The organism is Acidovorax sp. AC410, from assembly GCF_979253235.1.
In genome coordinates this window covers 165,704-189,544 of record NZ_CEEDCG010000003.1, presented here as the reverse complement: position 1 = coordinate 189,544, position 23,841 = coordinate 165,704, and the positions used below count along the sequence as shown (strand labels likewise).

Here is a 23,841-nt window from a genome sequence, read left to right as displayed (position 1 = left end):
AACAAGATGGCCATTCAGCAACTGAACCTCACCCGCGAGTTCTGGTACAACGGCGCAAAGCTGCACGACCCGGGCATCTCGATGACCGCGGAAAAAGTTCGCATGTTCTATGCGGGCAAGTTCCCGGAATTGACGACTGCTGTGGTCGAGGGACCAGTTACCTCCGCAGGAATTTCTCGCTACACATTCAAGCGCGCCGCCGGCACGAAGGGATGAAGCCGAGATCAATGGTGCAAGCAATGCACCTCATCGCAAATGGACACGCCTCGCCGGAGTCCATGCTGCGCTCCATAACCCCTACTCAACGTGAAGGCAACGCTAAATGCTCTTCGATTTTGCAGGAGGTGGTGTCGAGCAGGAATACGCTTTCTCCCCCGCTTCCAGTACCGCAACACCTGTTCGGGCTCTGGGGCTAAAGAGCTGTGAAGCTGGCCTCTGGACTATTCCAGAGATCAGCTCCGAGGTCCCCCCCATCTTTGAACTTGAAGGGGTGGTCGCCAAGCTCGCGGCAGAGGCGTCTATCACTCTTCACCGCTGCGGCCTTCGGATACCCGAAGGCACATTCACCACTTTGGACGCGGCGCTCGCCGCACAGCTGGTCAACTTGAACGCCACCAAAGGTGTGAGTCCGGACAACCAGCTGCCATTGCAGATCAGCGCCCACATCGACTCCAGCCCTGGCCGTCCCAACCGCCTGGTCATACGTGGACAGCCCGAACGGGGGCTGTCGGTTTTCAAGCTCAAGGCGGACGTCGAGCGAATGAACCAAGAGATGCCCGGCCTTGGCTGGCGCCTCACAGGCGCTCTCGCGAACTGCGGGAGATATGGCCTCCAAACATTTGAGCCTTGCTACCTTGGCTACATCGCCGAATTCGAACTCTTCTACGGCGCCAGCAACGACCGAGACTTTGCGGAAGAGGCTCTCGGCGGCCCGGCAAGCGAGGAAGAAGTCAATGAGTTCCTTGCCGAGTCGTTTTGTACTGTGGCCAGGTTCGTGGAGGCCTTCGGAGGCTATGGCCACCTAGTCAACCTCGGTGAGCCTGCTTCACGACCTGGTCGAGCGCCTGGCAAATCGGCCATTCGCAAGGCCGCCCTCAGCGAAAAGACTGTGAAGATGCTTCATGCCATCTCCCGGTTTGAGCGCTGCGGCGAGCGTGCGCGGGCCTGTCTCGCCGAGTTCATTCCGGACCCGGAGCAAGACGATGAGGACATATACGCCGAGGCGCCCATTCAGATAGGTGCACTGGCATTCGTAGTCTGGCAGGACCTCGAGATGATCGGCGAGATGGTCGAACACTACGAGCAGGGCGTTTACGAGAGCGGCAATGCCGACGAACTGCTCTTTGCCTACGTACTCGACCTCGCCAGGCCAGAGACCTGGCCAAAATTTGTGGAGGGCTACAAGTCGCTGCTTGCTTGCTACGCAGCGCTCTGTGACCTTCTTTCACTTCTTCCACGGGAGGATTGAATTGCTTCAATCATTCGCTTCGACCGGAGCCAGCTCTCTGAAGCTGAGTTCCGCAATCCTGCTCTACAGAGCAAGTTCGGGCAGCAATGCCCATGCCCATGCCACAGTGAACCCCATAGCGGAGCACGAAGGCAGAATGAGCATCCAACCTGGCCGGCTTGTTACCGAAGCAGACCTTGCGTCGCTGGTGAAGGGCCTTTCGCTCTCGCGAGAGATCGGAGGCATTCAATGGCTCGATCACTCGGTTCTCGCCCACGGTGGCGGCCGCACGATTTGGCACACCCCGGCTTGCAGCCGGACTATGTTCTTCGACTGCTCGGAGCACATGCGCAAGCGCTTCAAGAAGGCCGGCACGGCACCAACGCCAGCGCTGGTCTGGATGACCTACAACAACCTGCTGTACTGCTATGCAGTCAAGTCGGCAGGTCGCCCATCACGAGAAGATGCGCTCTTTCAAGCGCCATTCTTCAACGTCTGGAGCAATGGCGGCGTCTGCAGGGGCAGCGCCGACTTTCCCAAGCCGGACGGCGATGAAAGCCCCGAGAAGTGGGTGGACGCGTTCTTCAACAGCGTGTTCAGCCATCCCAACTTCACACAGAAGGACCGCCTGATCCTGGGCGAAGACCCAACGGAATTTTGGGAAGGCCTAGTCAGCGCACCACCGAGGGCGTTTCCCAAAAAGCGCCTCGTTCCTCTTCCTCTCAAGCTCGGAGACCTGCTTGAGCCGGAAATCGGCGAGCGGCTGAGATCGCTCAAGAACGCGACAGGCGAGTTTTAACGCCCAAGCGTCATCACAACATCCCAACACAGCGGCGGCCATTTGGTCGCCGCTTTTTCTTTGGAGAAGGACTTCAATGGAACACTTCATTCACGCCAGACTCCTGACTTCACCTGTAAAGGTGTTGCTCGTGGGTGCAGGCGGCACTGGCAGCCGAACTCTGGAAAGCCTCATGTGCCTTCACAGGGCACTTGTGGCAAAGGGGCATCCTCATGGCCTGGAGGTGACTGTGGCGGATCCCGACAAAGTATCTGCTGCAAACATCGGTCGACAGACCTTCTACGCTTGCGACGTTGGGTTCAACAAAGCAGTTGTACTGACGAACCGAGTGAACATGGCCCTGAACGGCGCTGCAGTTTGGAGGGCTAGCCCCTACCTTCTGGAAGCATCTGACGACCTCACCAACTTCGACATTGTCATTGGCGCAGTGGACAGTCGAGCAGCGCGGGCTGCAATACTCACTGCTATGACCAGGCGCCATGCGAAGGCCGCCTACTGGCTGGACTTTGGCAACAAGGCCGAGGTCGGCCAAGTCGTACTCGGCGAGGTAGAAGGCAGGCACTCGGTTGCGCGAACCGAGCCGCGTCTACCCCACGCCGGCGAGTTGTTCCCCGACCTGGTGGACCTTCAGGCTGACACAGAAGATGATGGACCATCCTGCTCCCTGGCCCAGGCCCTCGAGAAGCAGTCCCTCTTCGTCAACCAGGCGGTCTCGATTCAGGGCATGACTATTTTGTGGAATCTTTTCACCAAGGGCTCCATCGCCAGCCACGGGGCTTTCGTCTCTACGGAGAACTGCGAAGTGCATCCGCTCCTCGTCGAGATCGACGTTTGGAAGCGCTTCGGCTACAAGCCGAAATACCGCCGCCGCCGTGCGGCCGTTCCGGCCTGAAGGGCATCAAATGAAAAACCGCCAGGTCCTGTTCGCACAGGCCTGGCGGTTTTTTCGTTGGGGCTCGCCGATTGGCGCGGTGTTTATGGAGTTACGTTGACCACAGCATCAACGCTGCTGCCGGGGTTGCTGCCGGTGATCGCGGCCGTGCTGGCGCTCACGCGGAACACCAGTACCGTCGGTGCAGTGACGGTGGGTGCCACGAAGCCAGCCTTGGCCGTCTTATTGCCACCCAGGAACACCGGCGTGCCTGAGATCTGCGTCCACGAGTAAAACACCGTGGAGCCTGTGGCAGCACCGTTCACGGAGGCATCCAGGCTCACCGTGGTGCCGCTGGCCACCGACTGAGCCGCGTTCGAGATGCTCAGCTGCAGGGGAGGGGACACCGTTTCCTTGAGCGCGACCTCCACATCAGCTGTGCCCGTGGCGGCGCCGGCAGTGCCGATGGCCTGGCTCGAAACCGTGACACGGAAAAGCAGCTTGGCATCACCGGTGGCAGCAGGCAGGCGAATGGAAGTGGTTGCGGAACCGGGATTGACAATCGTGGCAGTCGGGCCGGACACCTGGCTCCATTGGTAGAAGAGCTGGCCAGCGACATCCTTGCCGTCGACGTCCACCAACTTGGACTTGGAAGCGGCGACCGTGATCAGCGATCCAGCCGTGGCGTCAACCGATGCGCCAGCATCGGCAATTACGGTGGGCTTGGGTGGCGGATTGATGACGATGCTGGCCGACTGAATGCCCGTGGCGTTGGAATCGTCAGTGACACGGCATGCCACGCGCACGGTGGTGGGAACGCGCACGGCCGGGGCAACGAATTTGGTGTCTGCGGTGGAAGCATTGAGCAGGCTGATCGCCAGTCCAGAGGCATCTTCCACCACCCACTGGTAGCGGTAGCGGGAGTTCGCGGCGAGCTCGCCACCAGCGCCGGCGCAGAACAGATCCACACTCGCGCCCGTAGCCGCGTTGCCTGGAGCGGTGACTGTGGCTTGCGGGGTCAGCGATCCACCTTTACCCGTCACGGATACTGTGGATGCGGAGGCCGAGGTGCTGCCATTGGAATTGGTGGCCGTAAAGTTGAAGGTGTAGGTGGCGTTCGCAGCGACATTGGCCGGCACGCGACCGCTCACCTCGCAAGTCCAGTCCGAGGAGGCCAGATTGTTCAGGCGCGGCTGGTCGAATTTCGTGGCCACGGCGCAGTCTTGGTTGGTGAGCGTCAGCGCGGGCGCGCCCGCAGTGGATGTCACGGACCACTTCGCGGAGGTCAGCAGGGTGTCAGGGCTGGTCGCATTCCCGGAGATGGTGAAGGTCTGGCCAGGCTCTGCGTTGAGGCTGGTTCCACCCGTGCCCTTGAAGGCCGAGTGGGTGTTTACCGGAGCGTTGCCGCCACTGCCGCCGCCGCAGGCGGTGAGAGCTGCAGCCACGCAGGCAGATGCGATGATGGTCGGGGACAGGTTGGCGTTCAAAAACTTCATGGGTGCCTTTCGGTTTGGCGGTTGGAAACTGTGAAGAGGGGAAAGCGATCTCAGTAGCCTGAATTGAGGGCCGTACCTACGAGGCGATCAATCCGGCGAGTTCTGACGAGTTCATTGACTGCTGCGACCTTGGGGACGAACGACTCAGTTGCCGTCTTGCTGCTGGTGAGCTTGTCCAACTGGGCCCACTCGCCTGCCTCGATGATTTTTCGAACGCTCTCGTCGGGCATGAGGACGTCGCAGACCATCGTGTAGCCCTGGCCATCGATGTGAGGAGCCAGCGACTGGTGGATTACTGCGAGCAGGCTGCCGGCCAGCACGGACCTCCAAGCCGCGGGCTGAGCCCCGGTCAGAGCGAGTACCTTGCGGAGGGCACCGGAAATACTGCGGCCATGGGTTGTCACGAGCATCAGCGCACCCGACTCGCTCCCGAGAATGGTTGTCTCTGCAGTGTCCTGGTCTCGCACTTCACCGACCAAGATCGCATCGGGCGCCTGGCGCAGCGCGTCGCGCAGCCCGGCAGCAAAGGACTCCACATCCGTACCGACCTCCCGCTGCGTGAACATTGACTGCTTGGAAACCATCGGGTACTCGATCGGATCCTCTACGGTGACGATGTGGCTCGCGGTATGTTCGTTCAGGAAGTCCAGGATTGAGTACGCGGTCGACGTCTTCCCGCTCGCCGTTGGGCCGATGATGGCGATCAACCCGGTTGGGTTCATCTGCAGGCGGTTCATGAGTGCCTGGGGAAGACCGAGACTTTCCAGTCGGGGAGGGGCGGTAGTCACGCGAATCACCATCGACACAAGCCCTCTGTCGGCTTGGAAGAGCGAGCAGCGCAGGTACTGGCCAGATGGAGAGGTGGCCGTGCGATCCACAGTCTTCTTTAGGCGAAACAGGGGCGCTACGTGCTCGGTCCAATAGGCGTCTGCGTCCACGTCGGGTCCGCGTGCATCCATGTAGTAGCAGAAGAAGTTCTTCAGGTCCTGCAGCTCCACCACCAGGTCGGTACCGGGGATACCTGTTTGATCGAGGCGCTGGATGCCGCCAGCAGACTTGAGCATGATTTTCTTGCCCTCGCCCAACATCAGGTCTGTGAACTGGCCAGCGAACTGAAGCGAAGCGTAGATGGCGCTCGCAAGGCGCGAGGCCGGATCGCCGGCGTACTGGAACTCTCCGATTTCCATGCCGTCGAGGCTCGCCCTGCCATCGCTGCTTTCATGACCAGCGTCCAGGCCAGCAGCCACACGGGCATGCGAGACCGCATCGTTGCCGGGCGGCAAGTTGCCGGCGGTTGATGTGGAGGTTGCGGCCTGCTGCAGGCCGTCGCCCACTGCTCCCATGGGAACCTCGAGCGCGGAGAACGGACTATTCATATTTGCTTCCTAGACGTACTTACTTGCACAAAAACCCAGATCAACCAGAATTGAGCTACCTCACCGCCCATCCATGTCAAAACACCGCCACGCCCAATCCATTTACTGCCCCAGTTGCTCTGGGTTGCAGGTCGTAGAGGGCCGGCTTGAGAGCAATCGCTTCTTCCCCAGCCGCAACATCTTTCGGGCCCTGATGGGCAAGCCGGTAGAGATGACGCGGCCGGAAACCTACGCATGTCTATCCTGCGGTCTGACCTGGAACCAGCTCGATCCGAGAGAGCTGGCTGCCAATGCTTCGCGCTTCGGCTTGGCGCCGCACCGCACTGCCGTGATGAAGGCGGTGAAGGTTCCCAAAAAGGCCTAGGCTCACGCTTGGCTCCATGGCCGTCCCGTCGCGGCCTGCGCAACCACCAAGAGGTTCTGCGCCTGTGGCGAACGTGAGATATGCGATGCGACAATGGAACTCACTGCACCCATGCGCCTCCCACTGATATCGCGAGCAATGGTCCGACCTTGGGGCGACTGCTTAGACAGATTCGAGTCCAGTCCAGCCACCTGCTCTGCAGTGAACAGCAAGCCCTTGGAGAGCATCGAGGCGCGGTCCACATTGAACGGGCCTACCGATGCACGCAGGCCACCTGCGGAGTAGTCGTCCGGCGACTCGTCGGTGATGCGCTGCGAAGGGAAGGCCGACTGTTTGCGCGCCAGTGCTTTGGTCGTGTGTGAACCTGGGCGGAACACCACCTCGCGGTCGCTGTCGTTGAGCACCTCTACAGAGGCCTTCAATGGTCCTGTGCCCGTCGCACGCGCTGCAAGAGCGCCTTTGTTCACGGTCGAATAGCCGTAACCCTTCCCGTTGTCCATGCGCTCGCCCGCATCGCGAAGGCGTTGCAGTTCTTGAGCGATGCGCGCGTCGTCGTCGGCGCGCTCCGGTGCGGCACCGGAGGAGCGAAAGCGCTCGCGCCCGGCAGCCCGAGATTTCGCCGCGTGGTACTCCTGAAGGCGCTTGGACCCGCCCGGAACGATCGCGTCAAGCTCGCGCAGGGTGCTTGCCGGCACGGCATCACCCTCTTCGGTGCCCGCAGCCATTAGCGCCCAAACCAGTCGCTGGGCGCGCGCCTGGTTAGGGTCGTTGCGAGACGACGAGTTGGCCACCGCGACCATGAGGTCTTGAAGTTCTGCCGGAACGCGTTCATCGGCCGGCCTGAGCACCAGAGCATCCCCGGCCACCGGCGCCGGCAGCGCCCGGTCCATGCACAGGCCGGTCGTGCTGTACGTGCAGAGGGTCTGGGGAGGGATCACGATCGCGCCGCCTTCGTTGCGCAAGGTGTTACGTGGAGTGGCAGTGGCGAGGGCAGGGGAGAGATCGGACTCAGCCGCAGATCGAAAGGTCGAACTGACCACCCGAGCAAAAGGCACGGCGAAGTCGTTGACCAGGCGGTCGGTGGTCGCTTGCCCCGAAGCGAGAGCGTTGATGTACACACCACGGCGATCGATGTAGTCCTTGAAGACCGCGTTGTTGGTCCGAGGCACGCTCATGACCATTTGCTCCAGCAGCACATCCTGGAACCTGTCGACAGCCACAACCGCGCCGTATTCGTCCTGCCCGGACAAAGCGGCCAACGCCCACCCGGGCAAGGCGGCGGAGCTTGCGGCACCCAGGCCAAGGCAGAACAGGGAGCGGCGATTCAAGGTCATTTGGAAGGCTTTCATGGTCAAAGTTGGATAGGACAAGGGTCTCAGAGGACGTTCACTTGTCAACGGCTTGCACCGCTGTTTTGACCGTACACGATGTCGTGGATGCGCCGGGCGTAGGCGTCTCGAAGAATTGGCGTTTCTGAGTGATATGCCCCAACTGCGGCCCATGTGTTGCCGTGCTTCTTGATCTTTCGTGCATACATCCAGGCGCCAACGTAGTCAGACACGCAGGCATCCAGCAGGTGCTGGGGGGTGATCCCGTATTGCGCGAGCTCCTGCAGGTGCACGCTGTTGGTCTGCATCCTGCCGATATCCACTGTGCCGTTGGAGTTGCGGCCGACTGCCGAAGGATTCATGCGCGACTCATGCCAGGCGATGGCCCTGAGGACCGCCTCGTTCACGCCATGGAACTTGGCTGCTTCCGGGATGCAATCCTGGGCCCGCACAACGGGGCCATGGAGTGTCAGCGCGGCAAGCAACGCAATGGAAGCTCGCACTGGATCAGTCCTCAAGTTCCGCCAAGGCCTGCAGCACCTTGAACTGGGTAGCGATGCGCTCCCAAAACACTGCAGGCAACGGCATCGCATCGATACCTGCGATGCGGCAAGTGCGTTCCAGGTGACCCAGCAGGCTGTCCGCCGAAGAGGGCAGGGAAGCGCCGTGGGCAGCCAGCCGCGTTGCCGTGGCCTGGACCACCAGGTGATAGCAGGCCACATCGGCCAGCACGGGGACGTGGGAGATGGGTCTCACATCGGCGCTCGGCGCAGCCTGCGCTGGATCGCGCATGTCGATGTAGGTTTGGCGGAACTCCCGGCGATCAAATGCGCGCCGGGGCTGAGAGGAGGTGGTGAAGGTAGTCATGCTTTCAAGTTCTCACGTTTCGCATCCCTGTCAAGGCTGCTTTGGGCCAGCAGCAAACTCCGACAGTTCGGATAAGTCGAACGAATCGAGAAACGCGTTTCCACTATGGGCCTGCGTCAAGCGCGGCTCAAGCTCGGACTGAACAGGGGTTTGGCTTCCAGCAGGTGTAGCTTCCAGCTGAGGGTTAGTCGTCAGCCGAGGGGTGGTGCCTTCCTGTCTGCTGGCCATGCCCACAGCATTGGGCGCTGCGCCTGGAACCAGCGCGCCCGCCTTAAGCGCCTCGTACTCGCCAAGCAACGAAAGCAGCACTCTTCCAACGCGGTTGGGAGGCACGTCGACAAGGCGTTGCCAGACGACGGGCAACTCGTTCCGGTAGACGATGATTTGTGAGCGCACGACGACACGCTCTTCCAAGCTAAGAGGTCTTGGCATCGTTCATCTTCTCGCCGAGGGCGTGGAACCCGTAGACGTTCGAAAATACTGGGTCACCGTCCAGCTGCATCGTGTCCTGCCGCTCAGGGAACATCACCGTCATCAGTTCGAACAACCGGCGCGCACCGCCACCTGTGAACAAAATGAGGTCCACGCTCGCCAAATTTTGAACGGACTGCAGCATCCGATCTGCGCATTCCTTCAGGATCGCGAGGACGACTGGCTCAAACGGGGCCATTTGAACTTGCTTGCCGGAGATCAGAACAGTGCTCGCGCGCGTGCGCAGCGCGGTGTCAACGCGCTTGACGATTTCAGCGTCATCCCGCAGTGACTTGTGGATGCGGTCGCACACGGCAAAAGCGCATTCAAGGGTCCCCTTCGGATAGGCGCCGCACCTCTCGTAGTGAACCTTCTTGCCGTGCATTAAGAACCAATCAACCGTTCCCCCGCCCACATCCAGCACCAAAGTGTTTTGTTCTCGGAGATGGGGAATGCTCGCGCCATGGTGAACGAGAGCGCCTTGAGGCTGTGCAAGCACTGTGCATGATTTCACTTCAACCTCCAGGCTTGGGCCGCCCCAAGGCATGGCGGGCACTTTGTGAACAGCCTCCAGAGTCGAGCGCAAGCTGTCCTTCTTCGTGGAGAGCGTGTGCAATGGGAGCCCAACCACCATGCGTTTCACCGTGACCTTAGTGATCGTGCTGAGTGGAGTCAGCAGCTCCCTGCAGATGTAGTGGAGCGCGCCTCTGAACAGTGCGAGGTACTGCTCACTATCCGCATAGGCGTCAGACACCACTCGCGCATTCCGACCTGAACCGCGAATAGCCGAATCTGGGCCGACGAAATATTCGGAGCCGTTGACCTCCACCACGACGCCACTGAGTGCAGAGGTGCCAGCACCGGCACTCACGGCGCCGTCGATCAGTGGACAGAACGACGGAATGCTCCGCGCCAAGATCGGCGAACCCTCCTTTGCTACATCGCGGCCTACGGTGTACTTCGTGGCGAAGTAGCCAACGTCCACTGCAGCGATGTCTATGAGTAGAGGAGGCTGCAGCGCAGGCTCAGGGTGACTCAGTACCTTGGGCAGCGCTGGAACTACGTGGGGGGCTTTTTCGGTGGTTGACAAGGAGCACTCCGGGTGGGGGATGTGCCGATTGTCTGGAGCACGACGGCGCCGCGAGGGGGGCATTCGGCCCCGTTGGGGCAGGTAATGCCATCTTTTACGCTCGCCTCGCAACCACAGGCGCTCATGGTGACCACGAGTTCTCGTCGTAGCTGTGCCGAAACGTTCGCTACCGCGCCGCACTGGGCGCCGCGAAATCTACCTACTCCTTAGGGATCAAGGCCGGCGCAACGCGCTTTGAGAGCCAACACGGGATGTTGGCTGGCAGTTTAAGGATTAACGTGCCACGCTTCGAAAAGCCGCTTAGTTCGAGCGCCATAAGGCGACTGGCTATCCCATTCAATGCCACAACCAGTACATAAAAGCGCACTTAGCATGGGATAGTCTGCCAGCTAATGCCACGGTAGGCTTATTATTCAATCGCGCAGAGGCGGGAATCGCATCGGGACAAATGGGAATAGGGTGGCCCCACTCCAATAGCGTTGCAGCTAGGGCGATTTTGCCTGGAGCGCGGCGGCTTCGCAAGGCATTTTCCGTCGAACTACCGGAAGGGGAAGGTCTACAAAAACGAGGCTGGAACTGGGCTGGCGGGGCGAAAAGGAAAAGCCACCCCGTAGGAGATTCAAAATTCCCCAACGAAGTTGTTGCGCTTCAGGTTTAAACCGAATACATTCTCCTCACTCGGTGAAAACCAGTGGCTCATCTCCATGGAGCCCCAACAGGTCCTCAGTGACCAGGCGCAATGCCACCAGGGATCACATCCCAAAGCCCGATGCAGCTAATGCATGCGGAGCCCCTCGCACAAACGGGGCACCAGTAAATCAACACGGCATGTCTATGCCAGCGGCCTTCGCGCTGCCCGGTTTTTGTTCTCAAGTCCCTCCCATGTGACCCAGCAGCCTACGGGCGTGCCTTGGGGCCCCAGCCAACCCGCCGCTCCTAGGAGCGCCCGGTGACCTGACGGCGGTCCACATGGAACTGCGCGCTGACCCAACGGGCGGCGAATTGAGACACATAGGTTTCCATCAGGAATCCAGGCTGATCACCCAAGCGATCACCACCCTTCCTCCGCGCTCGACCTTGCGCGGATGAACCCTGTCCTCAGGGGGCGCCATGGCTTGAACCACCAATGGCCGCAGGTTGATTTACTAACAGAACCGGTTCACTCACCCCTTTGTTTTTGAGACGCAACCCACCGTGGGGAGCAACTGAATGGGCACGCCCATCCGATTGCTCCTCATCAAGCCATGACGAACCCTTCTGCCGCCTCTTCTTCTGCCACCCCTGAGCTGCAACCCTTTGCGACAGGCGCAACCTTGCCGGCCGAACCGCAGCGCCGGGCCACTCCCCCCACGGCACGGTTTCGCCGCCGCCCTGTCGAATCCAGTGCGCAAGCCGCCATCGCACTGGCCGTCAGCCAACGGCCGGGCGATCCATGGGGACAGCTGGCCGTCTTCTTCAAGAACTTTCGCATCCCGGCCGCCCAGGGGCGCAAACGCTCCGTCAGTGCGGGCACTGAAACCAAGTACGTCCAGTCAATCACCCTCTTGATCCAGACCCTTGCCGCCCAGAACATCCGCATCCAGAACCTGCCCGAGTTGAGCCAGAAACACCTGGTGCTGGTCATGCAGGAGTGGGAAGCCCGCGAATTGAGTGCGTCCTCGCTGGCCACCCGCTTCAGCTGCATCGCGCGGTTCTACGGATGGCTTGGAAAGAACCTCTCGGTGAAGTCCGTCAAGGACACCCTGCAAAACCCCGCAGCTGGCATGCGCCAATACAGCGCGGTCCTGCCCAAGGCCTGGAACAAGGTGGGCGTAGACCTGGTAAGGCTTCTTCCACATGTTGAAGCACAGTGTCGCTACAGCGCCGTGTACCTGGCGCTGGCCCGCGAGTTTGGCCTTCGTGTGCAGGAGGCGGCTGCGCTGCGCCCCATGGCCAACGACATGGGCGTGTACCTGCACATCACCCATGGCGCCAAGGGAGGCCGCGGCCGGGCCGTCCCGATCGAAACACCAGAGCAGCGCCGCGTGCTCGACGTTGCGAAGGAAATGGCCCACCCGCGCAGTGGCTTGCTGCGGCCCAGCGACAGGACGATTAAGCAGGCCATCAAGACCTTCTACCGGGTCATGAACAAGGTTGGCATCACGCGTAAGCAGCTGGGTGTCACCGCCCACGGCCTGCGCCATGAATACGCCAACGCCATCTACGCTGCGCATGCCGGCGTGGACGCCCCAGTGAATGGGGGCTTGGCACCAGACCGGCAGACCGAACTAAACGCCCGCAAGGTGGTGACGGAGAACCTGGGCCACGGCCGCCTCTCAGTGACTACCGCCTACACGGGCTCGCACGCCAACATTGAGCGCCACGAGCTCAAGCGCATGCACCAGGTGCTGGACATGCTCCAAGCCCCGGGCGGCGAGCTGTCGCGGTTCGTCCTGGCCACTGAGGTGGAGTTGAACACCACGCACCGTGCGGAGAGCCCCACTGCGGCTGAGCTTGAGTTGCGCCTGTACGTGATAGGGCCAGAAGCTGAAGGGAAAGGTCCCCACTACATGCCCCTCATGCTGGCGATCCGCATTTGCGACCGTTCGGGGATAGATATCCCCGGGTTTTCCGACCCCCTGCAGGACATCATTACCAAGCTGAGCCCATTGGTGCGTCAGCAAACCGGTCGGATGTGTTTGATCCACGACGCAAGGCTGCTCCCAGCGGACATCCCGCAGCTGGAACTCCTCCTTCGTTGATTCCCGCCCAGATTCCCTCAAACACCACCTTTCGCTCTCACACCAATTTGCCTCTGGAGAAAACCATGCTTGAAACTGTCACCGCCTACTACGAAAACAACGGCCCAGGGATGGAGGTAATCAACCTCTTTACGGTCCTCTTCTCCTTGCGCGGCGGCCAAAGCAGAACCATCAACGAACTGTGCCAGGCCAACAAAGCATTTTCTCGCTCGGATAATGCCGACCTGCGCGACGTCCTGCGCCGGCGCATCAGCAGCCAGCTCACGCGCGCCGCGCGCAACCTCCTGGTCGAGAAAGTCACCAGCGCCGGTGGCTCCAAGAACGGCTTCGTGATCACCGAGCGCGGCCAGCAACACATCCTCTCCGGCCTGGAAGCGCGGGCGTCCTTCATCAAGCAAAAGCCCGACGCCACCCTGGCCCAGGCCTGTGCCGACGCCAGCCTGAACCTGTCCGTGAACACGGCAGAAGTCACCCGGCGCTTCCGCGAGGAGAAAAAGGCGGCTCGCTCGCCCACCGGGACGTCGCAAGGCTCAAAGGCGCGTCCCGTCGTGCAGGACCCGCTGGCCGCGGCCTGGTTCCCCATGCCCCCGGCGCACGTGAGCCTGCATTCCAGCCAGGTCCACGCCGAGGGCTGAGCCGACCACCCGCCTTCCTTCTTCCCTTTCCCAGCACCACAGGAAACCCCATGCACACCACAACCGCCATCCGGGAGCGCGCACGCGAGATCGCTGCGATCACGCTGGCCGACTCCAAGGGCGCAGCGCCCCGCGCCGGCACCCAACCCACCGGCCACACCAACCAGCAGGACCGCCACATGCCGCTGCGCGCAGTCGCCGTGGCGGCCATGGTTCTCACCGCTGGCCAGGCCGCCAATGCGCAGGTCGACGCGCGCAGCGAATACACCCCGTTGGTCACGAGCACCGGGGCGGCCACGGGATTCAAGGACCATTTCAGTCCCTACGCCGGCAACCTGCCCCAGACGGGCGACACCGTGGCGCTCAGCATCCAGGCCCCGGCCGTGCAGTCCCGCAAGTGGCGCGCCTTCCTTCCACCCGGCACCAAACGCCTGTATGCCGACGTGCAGTTCGCCCCGGGCGCCGCCAGCAGCACCATCTCCCTGCGCAGCCGCACGGCACCCACGGGGGGCACCGCTGCGGTGGGGCGCTACTTCGACATCTCCACCACCCTGGAGCGCCTGGCCGGTGGATCGGAACTGGCGTTCTCGGCGCCGGCCGGCAGCAGCTCGCAGGACCTGGCCAGCTCCATCTACGACATCTCCCTGGGCTCGTACACCGCGAGCACCGGCAGCTGGGTCTATGTGAACGCCTCCGGCCTGCCTGCCACGCACCAGGTGCGGTTTCGCGCGGAGGTCCTGTCCTCCTGCTACATGGGCTGGCATGCAGTGGCCAAGTACGACGCCGCAGGAAACCCGCTGCAGAACGCCACCCACACCTGCATCGGCACCACCATCCTGGGCGCGGAGCCAGCGGACACCACCACGCCGCCCGTCACCCCACCTGTGAATCCACCCGTGACGCCGCCGGTACAGGAACCTGATCCCGACTTCACGCTGGCCCACGCCGTCTCGCCCCTGGTGGCCGGCAAGCCCATCCGCGTGACGATCTCGCCTGCGACCGTGAACCTGGCCAGCTGCTCGGCCACCACCAGCGGAGCAACCAACGCCAGCGGCGCGCTCAGCATCGCCCTGGCCAGCGGCGTCCTGGCCGCCACCGGCAATGCCCCGCTGATCGACCGTCCTGAAACCGCGACCCTCCTGAAAGTCACCTGCACCAGCCGGGGCGGCAAGACGGCCAGCATCACCGGCCTCATGGCGCCGGACACCACCACGCCCCCGGTAACGCCGCCCGTGACGCCACCCGTCACTCCACCGGTGCAAGAGCAGGTTGCCAGCTTCAGCGCCACCAAGACGCCCGGCGCCAACGGCACCTTCACGTTCAGCGGCACCTTCAAGCCCGCCACCGCCGGCATCGGCAAGCCCACCACCTTCTGGACCGGCATCACAACGGCCCCGTTCTTCGGCCCCGCCGTCATCCTGGTCAAGAGCGGGCAGGGCTGGTCCCCTTTCAACCCTGCCACCGGACTCGTGCCCGCCAATGCGCTGGCCAGCACCTCGCCCACGGCCGCCGGCCTGCAGCTGGATCTGATCCGCTCGGACCTGACCGAGGGCGAGCTCGCCGCCATCAACTCCACCGTGTACCTGGTCTACCAGGTCAACGGCGGGGACCTGCAGGTGTGGCCCGCGCCGCTCCTGCAATGCAAGAACGGAGCGTGCACCACCCCGTGAGCCCCCATCCGCCATACCTCTGTTCACCAGACCCATGGTTCTCTTCCCACCAGCAGCCCGTGCCGCTGGCTCCCATCACCAGCCTGTGCGCCCCGCGCGCCAGCGCTACATCGAAGGATTCCATCCCATGCGTTCCCTGATCGCAATTGCCCTTCTGGCCGCGAGCACCGTCGCGTCAGCCGGGTCGTTTGTTTCCCTGCACCAGACGCCGCTGCGCATTGCGCTGCCGTCCCTGGGCGGAAGCTACCTGTTTGACAACCCCACGGGCTTCAAGGCCCAGTACGCCCCCGATGGCCTGTCCGGCTGCGCCATCGGTTTCAACAAGACCGACTGCGCCTTCCCCGGTGGCGGTTCTCTCGCGCTGCCCGAGTTCACCGGCTACCAGCTGGGCTACCGTGAATGGCGCTTCTATGTGCCGGCCGGCTCCAAGTCGGTGATGCTCAGCGGCTACGCGCCCCAGCGCGCGATCGCTGCGTTTGCCATGCGCTTTGGAGCCGAGCCCCAGCGCCAGGGCGAACTCGACGGCTGGGAGTACCAGGACGCCCAGGAGAACGAGCACATCGACAGCTCCTTCTCGCGCCTGGTCGCCGGCGACGAAGTGATCGTCGTCCATGACGGCGGCGGCACCGTGCGCTTCATCGGCGGCAACGTGAACGCGCAGCGCGGCGTGCTGGCCGAGGGCGGCTGGATGTACGTGCGCCAGCTCTCCGGCACCGCGCTCTACGACATCCAGGGCGGCGTGGACGTCGACATGCCCAAGTACAAGGAGGCCTACGGCAAGATCAAGTGGACCAGCGCGGCCAACCCTGACCCCGTGGAAGGCAGTGGCGGCGGCGGCACCACGCCTGGCACGGATCCTGGCACCAACCCGGGCACCGACCCGGACCCTGGCACCGGCACGGGCGGCGGCAATACCTTCACCCTGGAGCCGTCGGCCACTTCCATCCGCCCGGGCGAGACCGTGCGCATGGTCGCGTTCCCCACCACGCTGGTCCTGAAATCCTGCACCGGCACTGATGCCAACGGCGCCGCGGTGAACGTGTCCGTGGGCACCACGCTCGGCTTGCCGGTGGCCACCGTGGTCGCGCCCAACTCGGCCAAGGTCAAGGTCAGCTGCACGTCCACCAACGGCAAGACCGCCACCAAGGAACTGACCATCACCGGCGGCACTCCCGGCACCAACCCTGGAACCGGGCCCGGCACCAACCCGGGCACGAACCCAGGTACCAACCCAGGCACGGGCACCGGCAGCGGCACGCCACCCACTGCGTCCAACTCCACCCAGAACACCGGCGTCAACAACGCACTGGGCCTGTCGACCACGCTCAAGCCGGCCACGGCCGACGTGGGCAAGAAGATCACCGTCTGGCTCGCCCTGGAAGTGCGTCCGTTCTGGTCGACCTCGCCGATGTTCTTCATCCTGGACAAGAACGGCGGCCTGGCAGACCTGGCCACCAGCCCGCCCAGCGCGAGCAACGCGGTGGTGGTGGACGCGACGTTCCCGGCCACCGGCATCAACGTGGCGGTTTTCAGCAGCAACCTGCTGTCGGTGACGCCGGGCCAGCTGGGCGAGCTCAAGGCCCGCGTGTTTGGTGCCTACAGCATCGGTGGCGGCGACCTGCAGCTGCTGGCCACGCCGATCTACGACTGCTCGAGCGGCACCTGCGCCCGCTGACGCCTCGCGCGTAACACCCCCCGGGCCGTGCAACGCGGCCCGGGTTTGCAGGAGACCTTCATGACAGAACCTCGCCTCCACCTACCCCTCAGCTCAGCGCCTTCCCTGGTCCAGCGGATGTGCAGCATTCACCAGGAACTGCGGCCCGCGACCAGCGGCTGCGAGATTCGGCCTGGTGTCTGGCTGTGCGCGCAATGCTGGAAGGCCCGGTATGGCGCGATCAGCGGCAGGGTCCATCGAAGCGGCGGCGCGCCGGCGCGCGCACCTGGTACCGGCCAGCGGGGCAGTGCTCTTGGTGGCCTGGTCGCCGGGATCGCGGTGGGGCTCCTGATCGGTGCGGCCGTGGGCATCCCCGTGAGCAAGCTCAAGCACCCCATGGCTGCGAGCGAGTACCAGGTGCCGGGGCTCGACCGGGATGCGGCCGAGGCCGAGCGCAATGCCACCTGGGATCCGAATGCGCCCCTGTACGGCAAGGTGCCCGCGGGCCTGCTGCCGGACCTAGCCGGTGCGAAGGCGCGGTTGTTCAGTGGCACGCAGCAGGCGCGCTTGGGCGCCCGGCGGCCGTCAGACGCAATCGGCGCGTCAGACGACGAGTTTTCTGCCGAGCTGGCCAGGATCGCGGAGATCGCCCAGGAGTCACTGCAGCAGAGCCTTCCTATCCGCGCCAATCCTCATCGCGAAGTCAGCCAGCAGCGCTAGCAACTCACCTGTGGATATTCCCGAATACGCAACGCGGTGAGACTTACCCACAGGGCTTGGCGCATTGAATTGTGGCCTGTGCACATGTGGACAACTACGCCAGTGGCGTCCCTTGTCCTCAAGGCGGCAACCGCGACGAGACGCGGCACACCACCACCATGCACACGACCCGACGGGCAATCTCCGTGACGCACGACACCTCAGGACACCTTCTGGCGCGCCCCGCTCGCCACAGAGCCCACAGTCAGCGCTACGAGTGCTCCCAGCTGGAGTGCTCACTGGACAAGTAGAGCAAGACGCGAATTGCGGAGACTTTGGTCGTAGCCCTCAAGCGCCGAGCAGGCTTGTTGGACGGAGATACACAAGCGCCTGGCGTCGAAGGCGAAGCGCTGAAGCGCTAACTTGTCCTCCCAGACATTTGGAGTGCGCTCAGCCGCTAAACGGACGATCCGAAAAATGGCTAGAAGATACGAGTAGTCGTCCGAATCCGGATCCAACCCAAGATTCCGAAGAGTCGCGTATGCCATAAACCGCAGGTCACGCTGCGCGTGCGATCGATCATGCCTCAGCCCATCTTTGCCGTAGAACGCCAACGCGTAGTCGCCACGCTGCCCCACGGTCAATCCAGTTAGCTCGGGGTAGGTAAGGATTAACTCGCGCCCTGCCGAAGGCATTTCGTAGCTGGCAACAAATCGGTCCTCAAGCCATGCTTCTGATTCCCGAGAACAAACAGGCGTCGCGTTGATGGCGGAACGTGTCATGAGCCAGGAGAGTTCGGCGTCTGGCGATAAATTGTCCAGCCAGTCGCTCTCAAGCATCCTCAATTCGTCGAGCGCGCACCAAAGACGACAAGCTGTTTCGTATGTCGCAAGGTCGAAGGCGTACGGCACCTTGGCCCGCAACCAGGGTACTTCCTCACCCTTGAGGTTGACTTCCTCCATGGTCGGGAGCACGAACCCGAGGACTCCTTCAAAAGCCTCCGGTCGCAAAACGAAAATCTCTCCCGCTCGTGTCCATACCTCGCCGTCAATTTCTTGGAGCTGACCAAGATTTACCTGCGATCCATCTGTGGAGACTATCTCGACTTCGACTTCCGAATAAGAATCGAGGCTGCTATAGCTGTCCCGCATGCTTTCTCGCTCGAATGTCCTCCTGTCCCAAGGATTCTCGAAATGAACCTGTACGAGCGTTGACGGCAGTTCCGTCCTCGCGAACTCCTTTGTCGATTGTCGATTCCACAGAGCGACTGCGGAGTTCTTGAAGTCCAAGTGAGTCTTGAAGACTCTAGAATGTCGCAGTCCAAGCTCTGGCCAAGTCCACCCATAGCCAATTGTTGCGCCTTGTCCATCCGCATATTGGATAGGTTCGAGTCCAATCGGCCAGGGCTCCCCAAAAAACCAACTACGCTCTATGACATGTTGTGGCTCGACTAGGGAGCCATTCCTCAGTTCCTCGTTGAGGACATCGATGCTGATTCCTGACTCATGCGTCCAGCATGAAGAAGCGATTTCAAATATTAATTCAGCCGCCCATCTGATGCGAACTTTCCCAGTTTTCGAATAGCCGACTTTTTCCCAGGCGCGCCATTCGGTTGTCATCCCGATCTCACGTTGGCAGCATTCCCAGATCTGCCTCTCCCGAGTGGTGATCCCCGTAGGACCAAAGCTTCTACGGAGTGACAAATCACTGGCGCTCCATGCGCTGTACACCCCCGTGAATGCATCGAGTACGCTCGCAAAGCCAGCGGCGTAGATTCTCCAAGCGACGACGTCCATCAGCTTGAACTCGGTGCCGGGTAGATCCACACCTTCTGCAATTCGATCCGCCTCTCTGCGCTTTATCGCCTCCCAACTGCCGTAACCAAATCCAGCCGCAAAGCACTCTTGTAGGCGCTCTGGAGAAAATGAGTCGAACGGGTGCTGGCTGCCAAGCTCAGAAAGAAAAATACCAATTTCCCCGGTCTCGAAGTCCTCGGTTGAAACAGGAAGTGCAAGAGGCAGCAGATTGCATGCTGGCACCTGTTCGGGGTGCTGGTGGAAATAGAATTCGTCGTCGCGCATGAATGCCTCACAAACCGCGCCGCCAGGGCGCACACTCAATTCCAAATTGGACCACATAAGTACGATCCAAATTTCTGTCTCTACGACAGGTTTGTGAAGGCTTGTAGACAGCGCGTCAGAGAATCGCGTGATCTCGGAGGCAGAAGTGCTCGAAAACTGACCGCCGGCATGTCCCTTAGGGGAAGGTGGGCGCCAGGCCTGGGGTGCAACTGGCGCCTGAGATACCGACCGCGCCCTAGTTCACCAGCGCGCCACCGAGCAGTGCGGCCGTTGGGAAATGGACTGAATGCACCGTTGCCGGGACCGAATTCGAGCCGGAAGGCCATATCTATACCGGATCGGGCGGTATGACAAGCCTCTAGGGTGCCCTGCCTGGCTAGCATTTCAGGCCATGACCACCGCCAGGCAATGCCAACCATGACAGCCCTTGCCCAATCACCCTCTCAACCTCCTCGCCCCCAAACCCGCGGCCTCATGCACGGGCCAGTAGGAAATGCACGCCAGAAGTACACCAGCGAAGAGGCCAAAGCACGCGCTGCGGAGATACTTGAGGCCATCGAGGACATCAAGCAGCAGCTTGCAGACGCGCGCCAGCAGGCCCGCATCAGCGGCGATCGTTCTGACGGTGACTGGTACAGGAGCGCGGAACGCGCCTTGAGAGAGTATCAGGTGGAACACCAGGAGTTGCTGCTCATGCAGGGTTCGCTCAGATCGCAGGAGTCAGCAGGCTGTGCGCCGGTGAACCAAAGACCATTCGATATTGCGCAGTTCCTCAGGATCAAGGTGAGCGCCCAGGGGATGCAGACGTTCCCCAGCGAGGTGCCCGAGTGTGACGCATTGATGTTGCAGATCGCGCGGGACATGGCATCGATCAAAGACCAGATCTCCCGGGCACAGTACAAAGGGAAATCGACAGGCGTCTACGCGCCCAGCAAATGGTTTGCCAATGCGAACCTCGCCTTGAAGAACAAGCAGGTTGAGCACCAGGCGCTGCAAAGGCACGCTGCAGACTTGCGTCGCGATATCAAACGAGCCCAACACGACGCATCACAAGCCATAGCGACTCCGTTCTCCCGGATGTTCATGCAGGTGGCGCGAGCGAATCTGAGCAAAGAAATTTACGATTCGCTCATAGCGAAGACTCTGCAGCAGCAGGGGACGCAGATGCCGAGCCCGGCCGTTGGCGGCACCCCTGAGCTCCACTAAATCTACGTAACCACCCAGGGAAGACGGCGAAACATGGACGCACAACTCAAGGCTACAGGGCGGCCCACAAGCCCATTGCACAGCTCTAGCCGCACGGCAATCAGCGAAAACACAGACCCGGAAACTGGCAAGGTCACTAGAGTGCTCTGCACTAGCCAACTGACTTTGACATGGATCGGCATTGAGGTGCAGGTGAAGTTCAGAGCCACCTCCATCACCATGGACCCCGACCGTGCAGCTGCACGCCGCAGCATGCGGCGCGGGCGGGGATGAGCGCTGGCCTTCCTAGGCCTCACATGGCCAGGGAGCCGCAGGCCGTCCGATAACACTACCATCCCGGTGTGGGGGACCTTCGCATGCTCATCCAGTGACTGCAGACGTTGTGCCACTGGTGAAGCCCCCCAGGTTCGTGCTCATCGGTCGGGGACCACCTGGTGCGAAGAAAAGGAACGCCCACGCTTGGATAGCGGTATGAAGCGGGACCACCCGGAAGCACCACAACGATATTTAACCAATGTTATGACATTGAACGTTGGTTTTATATTGCCAATCGCGCGGCAAAGCGTTATAAAACCAGTGTTCGCAATCAAAACATTGGTTTACCATCGTGAAATCACTTCGAGACTTCGCTGAAGAGATCTCCCTCCGCCAGAAAGCGCGCCAGCTGACCGCCACTGAACTGGCGGAGAGGACGGGGCTTACTGACCAGTCCGTGCGGGCGATGCTTCACGGTAACGCCGCGCCCAGGTTGACCAACGCCATGGCCGTGGCCGACGCCCTGGGGCTCGAGTTCGTGCTGGTGCCAAAGGCCATCGCGAATGAGATGCGCTCGTCCACCGCAGATCGCTCACCTCGAACAGTCCTCAGCGATGTCGAACGGAGGCTCGGAATGCTCCCTCATGGCATTCAAGGCAACGAGGCAATGCTCGGCAAGGTGAGGGGCATGCGAAGCAACGCTGACCTTCTGATGGGGACACTTCCCGAAGGCCTCCAAAGCGGCGCCGCCGAAAGGATGGGGCGACTACCGGAAGGCATACTGAGCGAAGCGGAACGTCGATTGGCAACCATACCCAGCGAGCGCAATCCCGAAGAGCCTCACGACCAGCCTTCTACCCGTAGGCCGCGAAAATCGGGAGGGAAGTCATGAGATACCGTGCCCTTGCCGTCCACCTTGGCCCACGGCAGCAGTACGTAGGACTGCTTTTTCAGTACGGCGCTGGTCGATCAGCAATCACGCGGCTCGTGCCAGACAACGCCTATTGGATGTCCGACACTGCCCCAGTTCTCTCTCAGCTCGGGCTGGTAGCCGACAGGCAAGCCAGAGCGGCGTTCCTGGCCGAGTACGCAACACAGCCATTCTTCAATGGAGAGGGTGAAGTGCTGCCGTCGTTCTTCCAAAACCTGCTTCCAGAAGGTCCGCTGCGACGCCACCTCGAAGAGCTGGCCAGCTTGGACAAGGATGATCACTTCGGCCTGCTCAGCGTCTGCGGCACGGACCTACCTGGAGCTGTCTACGTGAGCCCCGCGCCCCTTGACAGCCAGAGCATCGCTGACGTGGTGACGCAGAACAACGACGCCTTGGAGATGAGCGTTGTTCCAGTCCCGGTCCCAGAGGCCACTTCCCTGTCGGGTGTCCAGCCAAAGTTGTCCCTCGTACAGTCGGGCGGCCGGTATGTGGCCAGGACGAAAGATACCCAGGGCGTGCACATCATCGCCAAACTCCCGACAGTCGACTACCCTTTGCTGCCCCAGGTGGAAGAACTGTCGATGCGCATGGCCGCGGCCGCCGGCGTGAACGTGGCACACGTGGAGTTGGCGCCGCTGGAGAGCATCGATGTCGACCAGCCGTTCATCCTTGGCGAAGGGAAGCTCTTCCTTGCGGTAAGACGTTTCGACCGGGCCAGCGGCCAGCACATCCACTGTGAGGACTTCGCGCAGATCCTTGGCGCCGCACCGGAGCAAAAGTACACACACCCATTCGCGACGTACGCTTCCATGATGCGTCAGTTGGTGGGCATCCCCGCGCTGGGGACCGAAGCGGCATACGAGCTTCTGCGCCGCATTGTGGTCAATGACCTGCTGGGCAACTTCGACGGGCATGTCAAGAACTATGGTCTGCTCTACCCGGACGGCCGAACACCAGAACTCTCACCGGCATACGACATCGTGGCGTACGCGGCCTACCTCAGTGGTGGGGGGCATGCGCTACGGTTCACTCCTGAGAGCGCAAAGAAGGAGAGAGTGTCACCAGCCGTCATTCGTCAGCTTTGCAATGCCGTTCCTGGCCTCCTGGAACCGAAGGCACAGTTGATCGTTCGGCAGACGGTGCGACAGGCCTACGATGCTTGGCCCGACATGATCGAGGCGTCTTCGTTGCTCGACTCCCAGAAGCAACGGCTGTTGAGACACTTCGAGGCCACTCCGGGCATCGCGTCTCTCCTGAAGCGGGCGGCGCGCCAGAACGCTGCAGCATAAATGCGCTCCCTACTGGTCCTGGCTTTCCGCGTGTCGCTGGGACCAGAGCGTGGTGCCCGTAGCGGGGCTCACGCCTGCAGCAGGTAGACCAAGCCGCGCACGGTGCGGATCGCGTCGGCGCCCACCATGCGGCGCGGGTTGGGCACACGCACTTTGATTGCGCCGATGTGCATCGGCTTGCGTAGAGGGCCCGGTCGCTGCACGAGCAAAACCTTGGGTACCCCGGCGCCGGACGCGCACGCCAACTCCCGCACCCGTTGGAACTCGCGTGCAGACAGGTCCCACACTTCGCTAGAGCGCCGTGCCGGGTGGCGCCAAGGCACGATCACCAGTTCGCCCACCGCCGAGCGCTCGCTGGCCCAGTTCGCACTACTGCAGTGCAGTGCAGAGAGACCTTGCACAATGGCCGCGTGAACCACAATTACGAGAACACCGCGCTCTGAGGCCATTGCACCGGTGGGCCGCGGCGCACTTGGCGCGCCGGGGTGGCGCTGGCCGCTGCCGCCGGCCTTCTGGCCCTGGCCGGTTATGCCGCCGGGCCCACGCACCCGGCGCTAGCCGGAGCGCAGCT

21 protein-coding genes are annotated in these 23,841 nt (G+C 62.0%); 13 read left to right on the top strand and 8 right to left on the bottom strand.

The genetic code is table 11. From position 1 onward, the window contains the following. Window positions 1-6 precede the first annotated feature (6 nt). From AC0IZS_RS34125 to AC0IZS_RS34110, 4 genes are all read left to right on the top strand, one after another. Window positions 7-216, top strand: coding sequence for a PRTRC system protein C (locus tag AC0IZS_RS34125; protein ID WP_436220389.1), 210 nt, complete (start codon window positions 7-9; stop codon window positions 214-216). A 106-nt stretch (window positions 217-322) separates the two neighbouring features. Further along, complete coding sequence (locus AC0IZS_RS34120; RefSeq protein WP_436220390.1) at window positions 323-1,468, top strand: PRTRC system protein F; 1,146 nt, start codon at window positions 323-325, stop codon at window positions 1,466-1,468. Then, window positions 1,434-2,246: a PRTRC system protein B gene (locus tag AC0IZS_RS34115; RefSeq protein ID WP_436220391.1), complete on the top strand. Its 813-nt coding sequence runs from the start codon at window positions 1,434-1,436 to the stop codon at window positions 2,244-2,246. Before AC0IZS_RS34120 ends, AC0IZS_RS34115 begins: the two co-directional genes overlap by 35 nt. Window positions 2,247-2,322: 76 nt before the next feature. Continuing rightward, window positions 2,323-3,138, top strand: a complete 816-nt coding sequence (locus AC0IZS_RS34110; protein ID WP_436220392.1) for a PRTRC system ThiF family protein — start codon at window positions 2,323-2,325, stop codon at window positions 3,136-3,138. Between the two features lie 83 nt (window positions 3,139-3,221). Here the strand turns inward: AC0IZS_RS34110 and AC0IZS_RS34105 are convergent, their stop codons facing one another. Beyond that, on the bottom strand, window positions 3,222-4,613 hold the full coding sequence (locus AC0IZS_RS34105) for a PKD domain-containing protein (RefSeq protein WP_436220393.1): 1,392 nt from the start codon (window positions 4,611-4,613) through the stop codon (window positions 3,222-3,224). A 50-nt stretch (window positions 4,614-4,663) separates the two neighbouring features. Further along, entirely contained in the window at window positions 4,664-5,989 is a 1,326-nt protein-coding gene (locus AC0IZS_RS34100) for a type IV pilus twitching motility protein PilT (RefSeq protein WP_436220394.1), read from the bottom strand. 73 nt (window positions 5,990-6,062) lie between these two features. On the opposite strand from AC0IZS_RS34100, the gene AC0IZS_RS34095 reads away from it, so the two are divergent. Beyond that, window positions 6,063-6,353, top strand: a complete 291-nt coding sequence (locus AC0IZS_RS34095) for a hypothetical protein (protein WP_436220395.1) — start codon at window positions 6,063-6,065, stop codon at window positions 6,351-6,353. A gap of 2 nt (window positions 6,354-6,355) precedes the next feature. On the opposite strand, the gene AC0IZS_RS34090 is transcribed toward AC0IZS_RS34095, so the two are convergent. The 5 genes from AC0IZS_RS34090 to AC0IZS_RS34070 are packed head-to-tail and all read right to left on the bottom strand — an operon-like array spanning window position 6,356 to window position 10,109. Then, on the bottom strand, window positions 6,356-7,702 hold the full coding sequence (locus AC0IZS_RS34090; protein ID WP_436220396.1) for a hypothetical protein: 1,347 nt from the start codon (window positions 7,700-7,702) through the stop codon (window positions 6,356-6,358). 44 nt (window positions 7,703-7,746) lie between these two features. After that, window positions 7,747-8,184 (bottom strand): lytic transglycosylase domain-containing protein, encoded by a 438-nt coding sequence (locus AC0IZS_RS34085; protein WP_436220397.1) that lies wholly within the window; start codon window positions 8,182-8,184, stop codon window positions 7,747-7,749. Between the two features lie 4 nt (window positions 8,185-8,188). Further along, window positions 8,189-8,548 carry a hypothetical protein gene (locus tag AC0IZS_RS34080; RefSeq protein ID WP_436220398.1) on the bottom strand — a complete coding sequence of 120 codons (360 nt, stop codon included), beginning with the start codon at window positions 8,546-8,548 and terminating at the stop codon, window positions 8,189-8,191. A 30-nt stretch (window positions 8,549-8,578) separates the two neighbouring features. Further along, window positions 8,579-8,962: a hypothetical protein gene (locus AC0IZS_RS34075; RefSeq protein ID WP_471639751.1), complete on the bottom strand. Its 384-nt coding sequence runs from the start codon at window positions 8,960-8,962 to the stop codon at window positions 8,579-8,581. A gap of 1 nt (window position 8,963) precedes the next feature. Then, on the bottom strand, window positions 8,964-10,109 hold the full coding sequence (locus AC0IZS_RS34070; RefSeq protein WP_471639750.1) for a ParM/StbA family protein: 1,146 nt from the start codon (window positions 10,107-10,109) through the stop codon (window positions 8,964-8,966). A 1,244-nt stretch (window positions 10,110-11,353) separates the two neighbouring features. On the opposite strand from AC0IZS_RS34070, the gene AC0IZS_RS34065 reads away from it, so the two are divergent. The 5 genes from AC0IZS_RS34065 to AC0IZS_RS34045 all read left to right on the top strand — a co-directional run bounded on the left by AC0IZS_RS34065 (window position 11,354) and on the right by AC0IZS_RS34045 (window position 17,529). Beyond that, entirely contained in the window at window positions 11,354-12,850 is a 1,497-nt protein-coding gene (locus AC0IZS_RS34065; RefSeq protein ID WP_471639749.1) for a tyrosine-type recombinase/integrase, read from the top strand. 65 nt (window positions 12,851-12,915) lie between these two features. Further along, a complete protein-coding gene (locus tag AC0IZS_RS34060; protein ID WP_471639748.1) occupies window positions 12,916-13,485 on the top strand; it encodes a hypothetical protein in 570 nt (189 codons plus the stop codon). Between the two features lie 50 nt (window positions 13,486-13,535). Continuing rightward, window positions 13,536-15,155: a hypothetical protein gene (locus AC0IZS_RS34055; protein WP_471639747.1), complete on the top strand. Its 1,620-nt coding sequence runs from the start codon at window positions 13,536-13,538 to the stop codon at window positions 15,153-15,155. Window positions 15,156-15,282: 127 nt separating this feature from the next. Next, a complete protein-coding gene (locus tag AC0IZS_RS34050) occupies window positions 15,283-16,830 on the top strand; it encodes a hypothetical protein (RefSeq protein ID WP_471639746.1) in 1,548 nt (515 codons plus the stop codon). Window positions 16,831-17,148: 318 nt separating this feature from the next. Beyond that, the gene (locus AC0IZS_RS34045) at window positions 17,149-17,529 is read left to right on the top strand and encodes a hypothetical protein (protein ID WP_471639745.1); all 381 of its coding nucleotides are present in this window, start codon (window positions 17,149-17,151) and stop codon (window positions 17,527-17,529) included. A gap of 275 nt (window positions 17,530-17,804) precedes the next feature. Here AC0IZS_RS34045 and AC0IZS_RS34040 read toward each other — a convergent pair whose 3' ends face one another. Then, window positions 17,805-19,589: a hypothetical protein gene (locus AC0IZS_RS34040; RefSeq protein ID WP_436220406.1), complete on the bottom strand. Its 1,785-nt coding sequence runs from the start codon at window positions 19,587-19,589 to the stop codon at window positions 17,805-17,807. Between the two features lie 417 nt (window positions 19,590-20,006). Between AC0IZS_RS34040 and AC0IZS_RS34035 the strand changes: the two genes are divergently transcribed. The 3 genes from AC0IZS_RS34035 (at window position 20,007) to AC0IZS_RS34025 (ending at window position 23,270) form a co-directional block, all read left to right on the top strand. Next, complete coding sequence (locus tag AC0IZS_RS34035; protein WP_436220407.1) at window positions 20,007-20,795, top strand: hypothetical protein; 789 nt, start codon at window positions 20,007-20,009, stop codon at window positions 20,793-20,795. Between the two features lie 607 nt (window positions 20,796-21,402). Continuing rightward, window positions 21,403-21,942, top strand: coding sequence for a helix-turn-helix domain-containing protein (locus tag AC0IZS_RS34030; RefSeq protein ID WP_436220408.1), 540 nt, complete (start codon window positions 21,403-21,405; stop codon window positions 21,940-21,942). Continuing rightward, the gene (locus AC0IZS_RS34025; protein ID WP_436220409.1) at window positions 21,939-23,270 is read left to right on the top strand and encodes a type II toxin-antitoxin system HipA family toxin; all 1,332 of its coding nucleotides are present in this window, start codon (window positions 21,939-21,941) and stop codon (window positions 23,268-23,270) included. Before AC0IZS_RS34030 ends, AC0IZS_RS34025 begins: the two co-directional genes overlap by 4 nt. Window positions 23,271-23,841: the final 571 nt, after the last annotated feature.

Bases quoted from the DNA above. Each gene is read 5' to 3' on its own strand.
- AC0IZS_RS34055 (WP_471639747.1), top strand. From the start codon at position 13,536: ATGCACACCACAACCGCCATCCGGGAGCGCGCACGCGAGATCGCTGCG.
- AC0IZS_RS34060 (WP_471639748.1), top strand. From the start codon at position 12,916: ATGCTTGAAACTGTCACCGCCTACTACGAAAACAACGGCCCAGGGATG.
- AC0IZS_RS34100 (WP_436220394.1), bottom strand. From the start codon at position 5,989: ATGAATAGTCCGTTCTCCGCGCTCGAGGTTCCCATGGGAGCAGTGGGC.
- AC0IZS_RS34065 (WP_471639749.1), top strand. From the start codon at position 11,354: ATGACGAACCCTTCTGCCGCCTCTTCTTCTGCCACCCCTGAGCTGCAA.
- AC0IZS_RS34120 (WP_436220390.1), top strand. From the start codon at position 323: ATGCTCTTCGATTTTGCAGGAGGTGGTGTCGAGCAGGAATACGCTTTC.
- AC0IZS_RS34050 (WP_471639746.1), top strand. From the start codon at position 15,283: ATGCGTTCCCTGATCGCAATTGCCCTTCTGGCCGCGAGCACCGTCGCG.
- AC0IZS_RS34040 (WP_436220406.1), bottom strand. From the start codon at position 19,589: ATGCGCGACGACGAATTCTATTTCCACCAGCACCCCGAACAGGTGCCA.
- AC0IZS_RS34025 (WP_436220409.1), top strand. From the start codon at position 21,939: ATGAGATACCGTGCCCTTGCCGTCCACCTTGGCCCACGGCAGCAGTAC.
- AC0IZS_RS34125 (WP_436220389.1), top strand. From the start codon at position 7: ATGGCCATTCAGCAACTGAACCTCACCCGCGAGTTCTGGTACAACGGC.
- AC0IZS_RS34035 (WP_436220407.1), top strand. From the start codon at position 20,007: ATGACAGCCCTTGCCCAATCACCCTCTCAACCTCCTCGCCCCCAAACC.
- AC0IZS_RS34090 (WP_436220396.1), bottom strand. From the start codon at position 7,702: ATGAAAGCCTTCCAAATGACCTTGAATCGCCGCTCCCTGTTCTGCCTT.
- AC0IZS_RS34095 (WP_436220395.1), top strand. From the start codon at position 6,063: ATGTCAAAACACCGCCACGCCCAATCCATTTACTGCCCCAGTTGCTCT.
- AC0IZS_RS34105 (WP_436220393.1), bottom strand. From the start codon at position 4,613: ATGAAGTTTTTGAACGCCAACCTGTCCCCGACCATCATCGCATCTGCC.
- AC0IZS_RS34110 (WP_436220392.1), top strand. From the start codon at position 2,323: ATGGAACACTTCATTCACGCCAGACTCCTGACTTCACCTGTAAAGGTG.
- AC0IZS_RS34080 (WP_436220398.1), bottom strand. From the start codon at position 8,548: ATGACTACCTTCACCACCTCCTCTCAGCCCCGGCGCGCATTTGATCGC.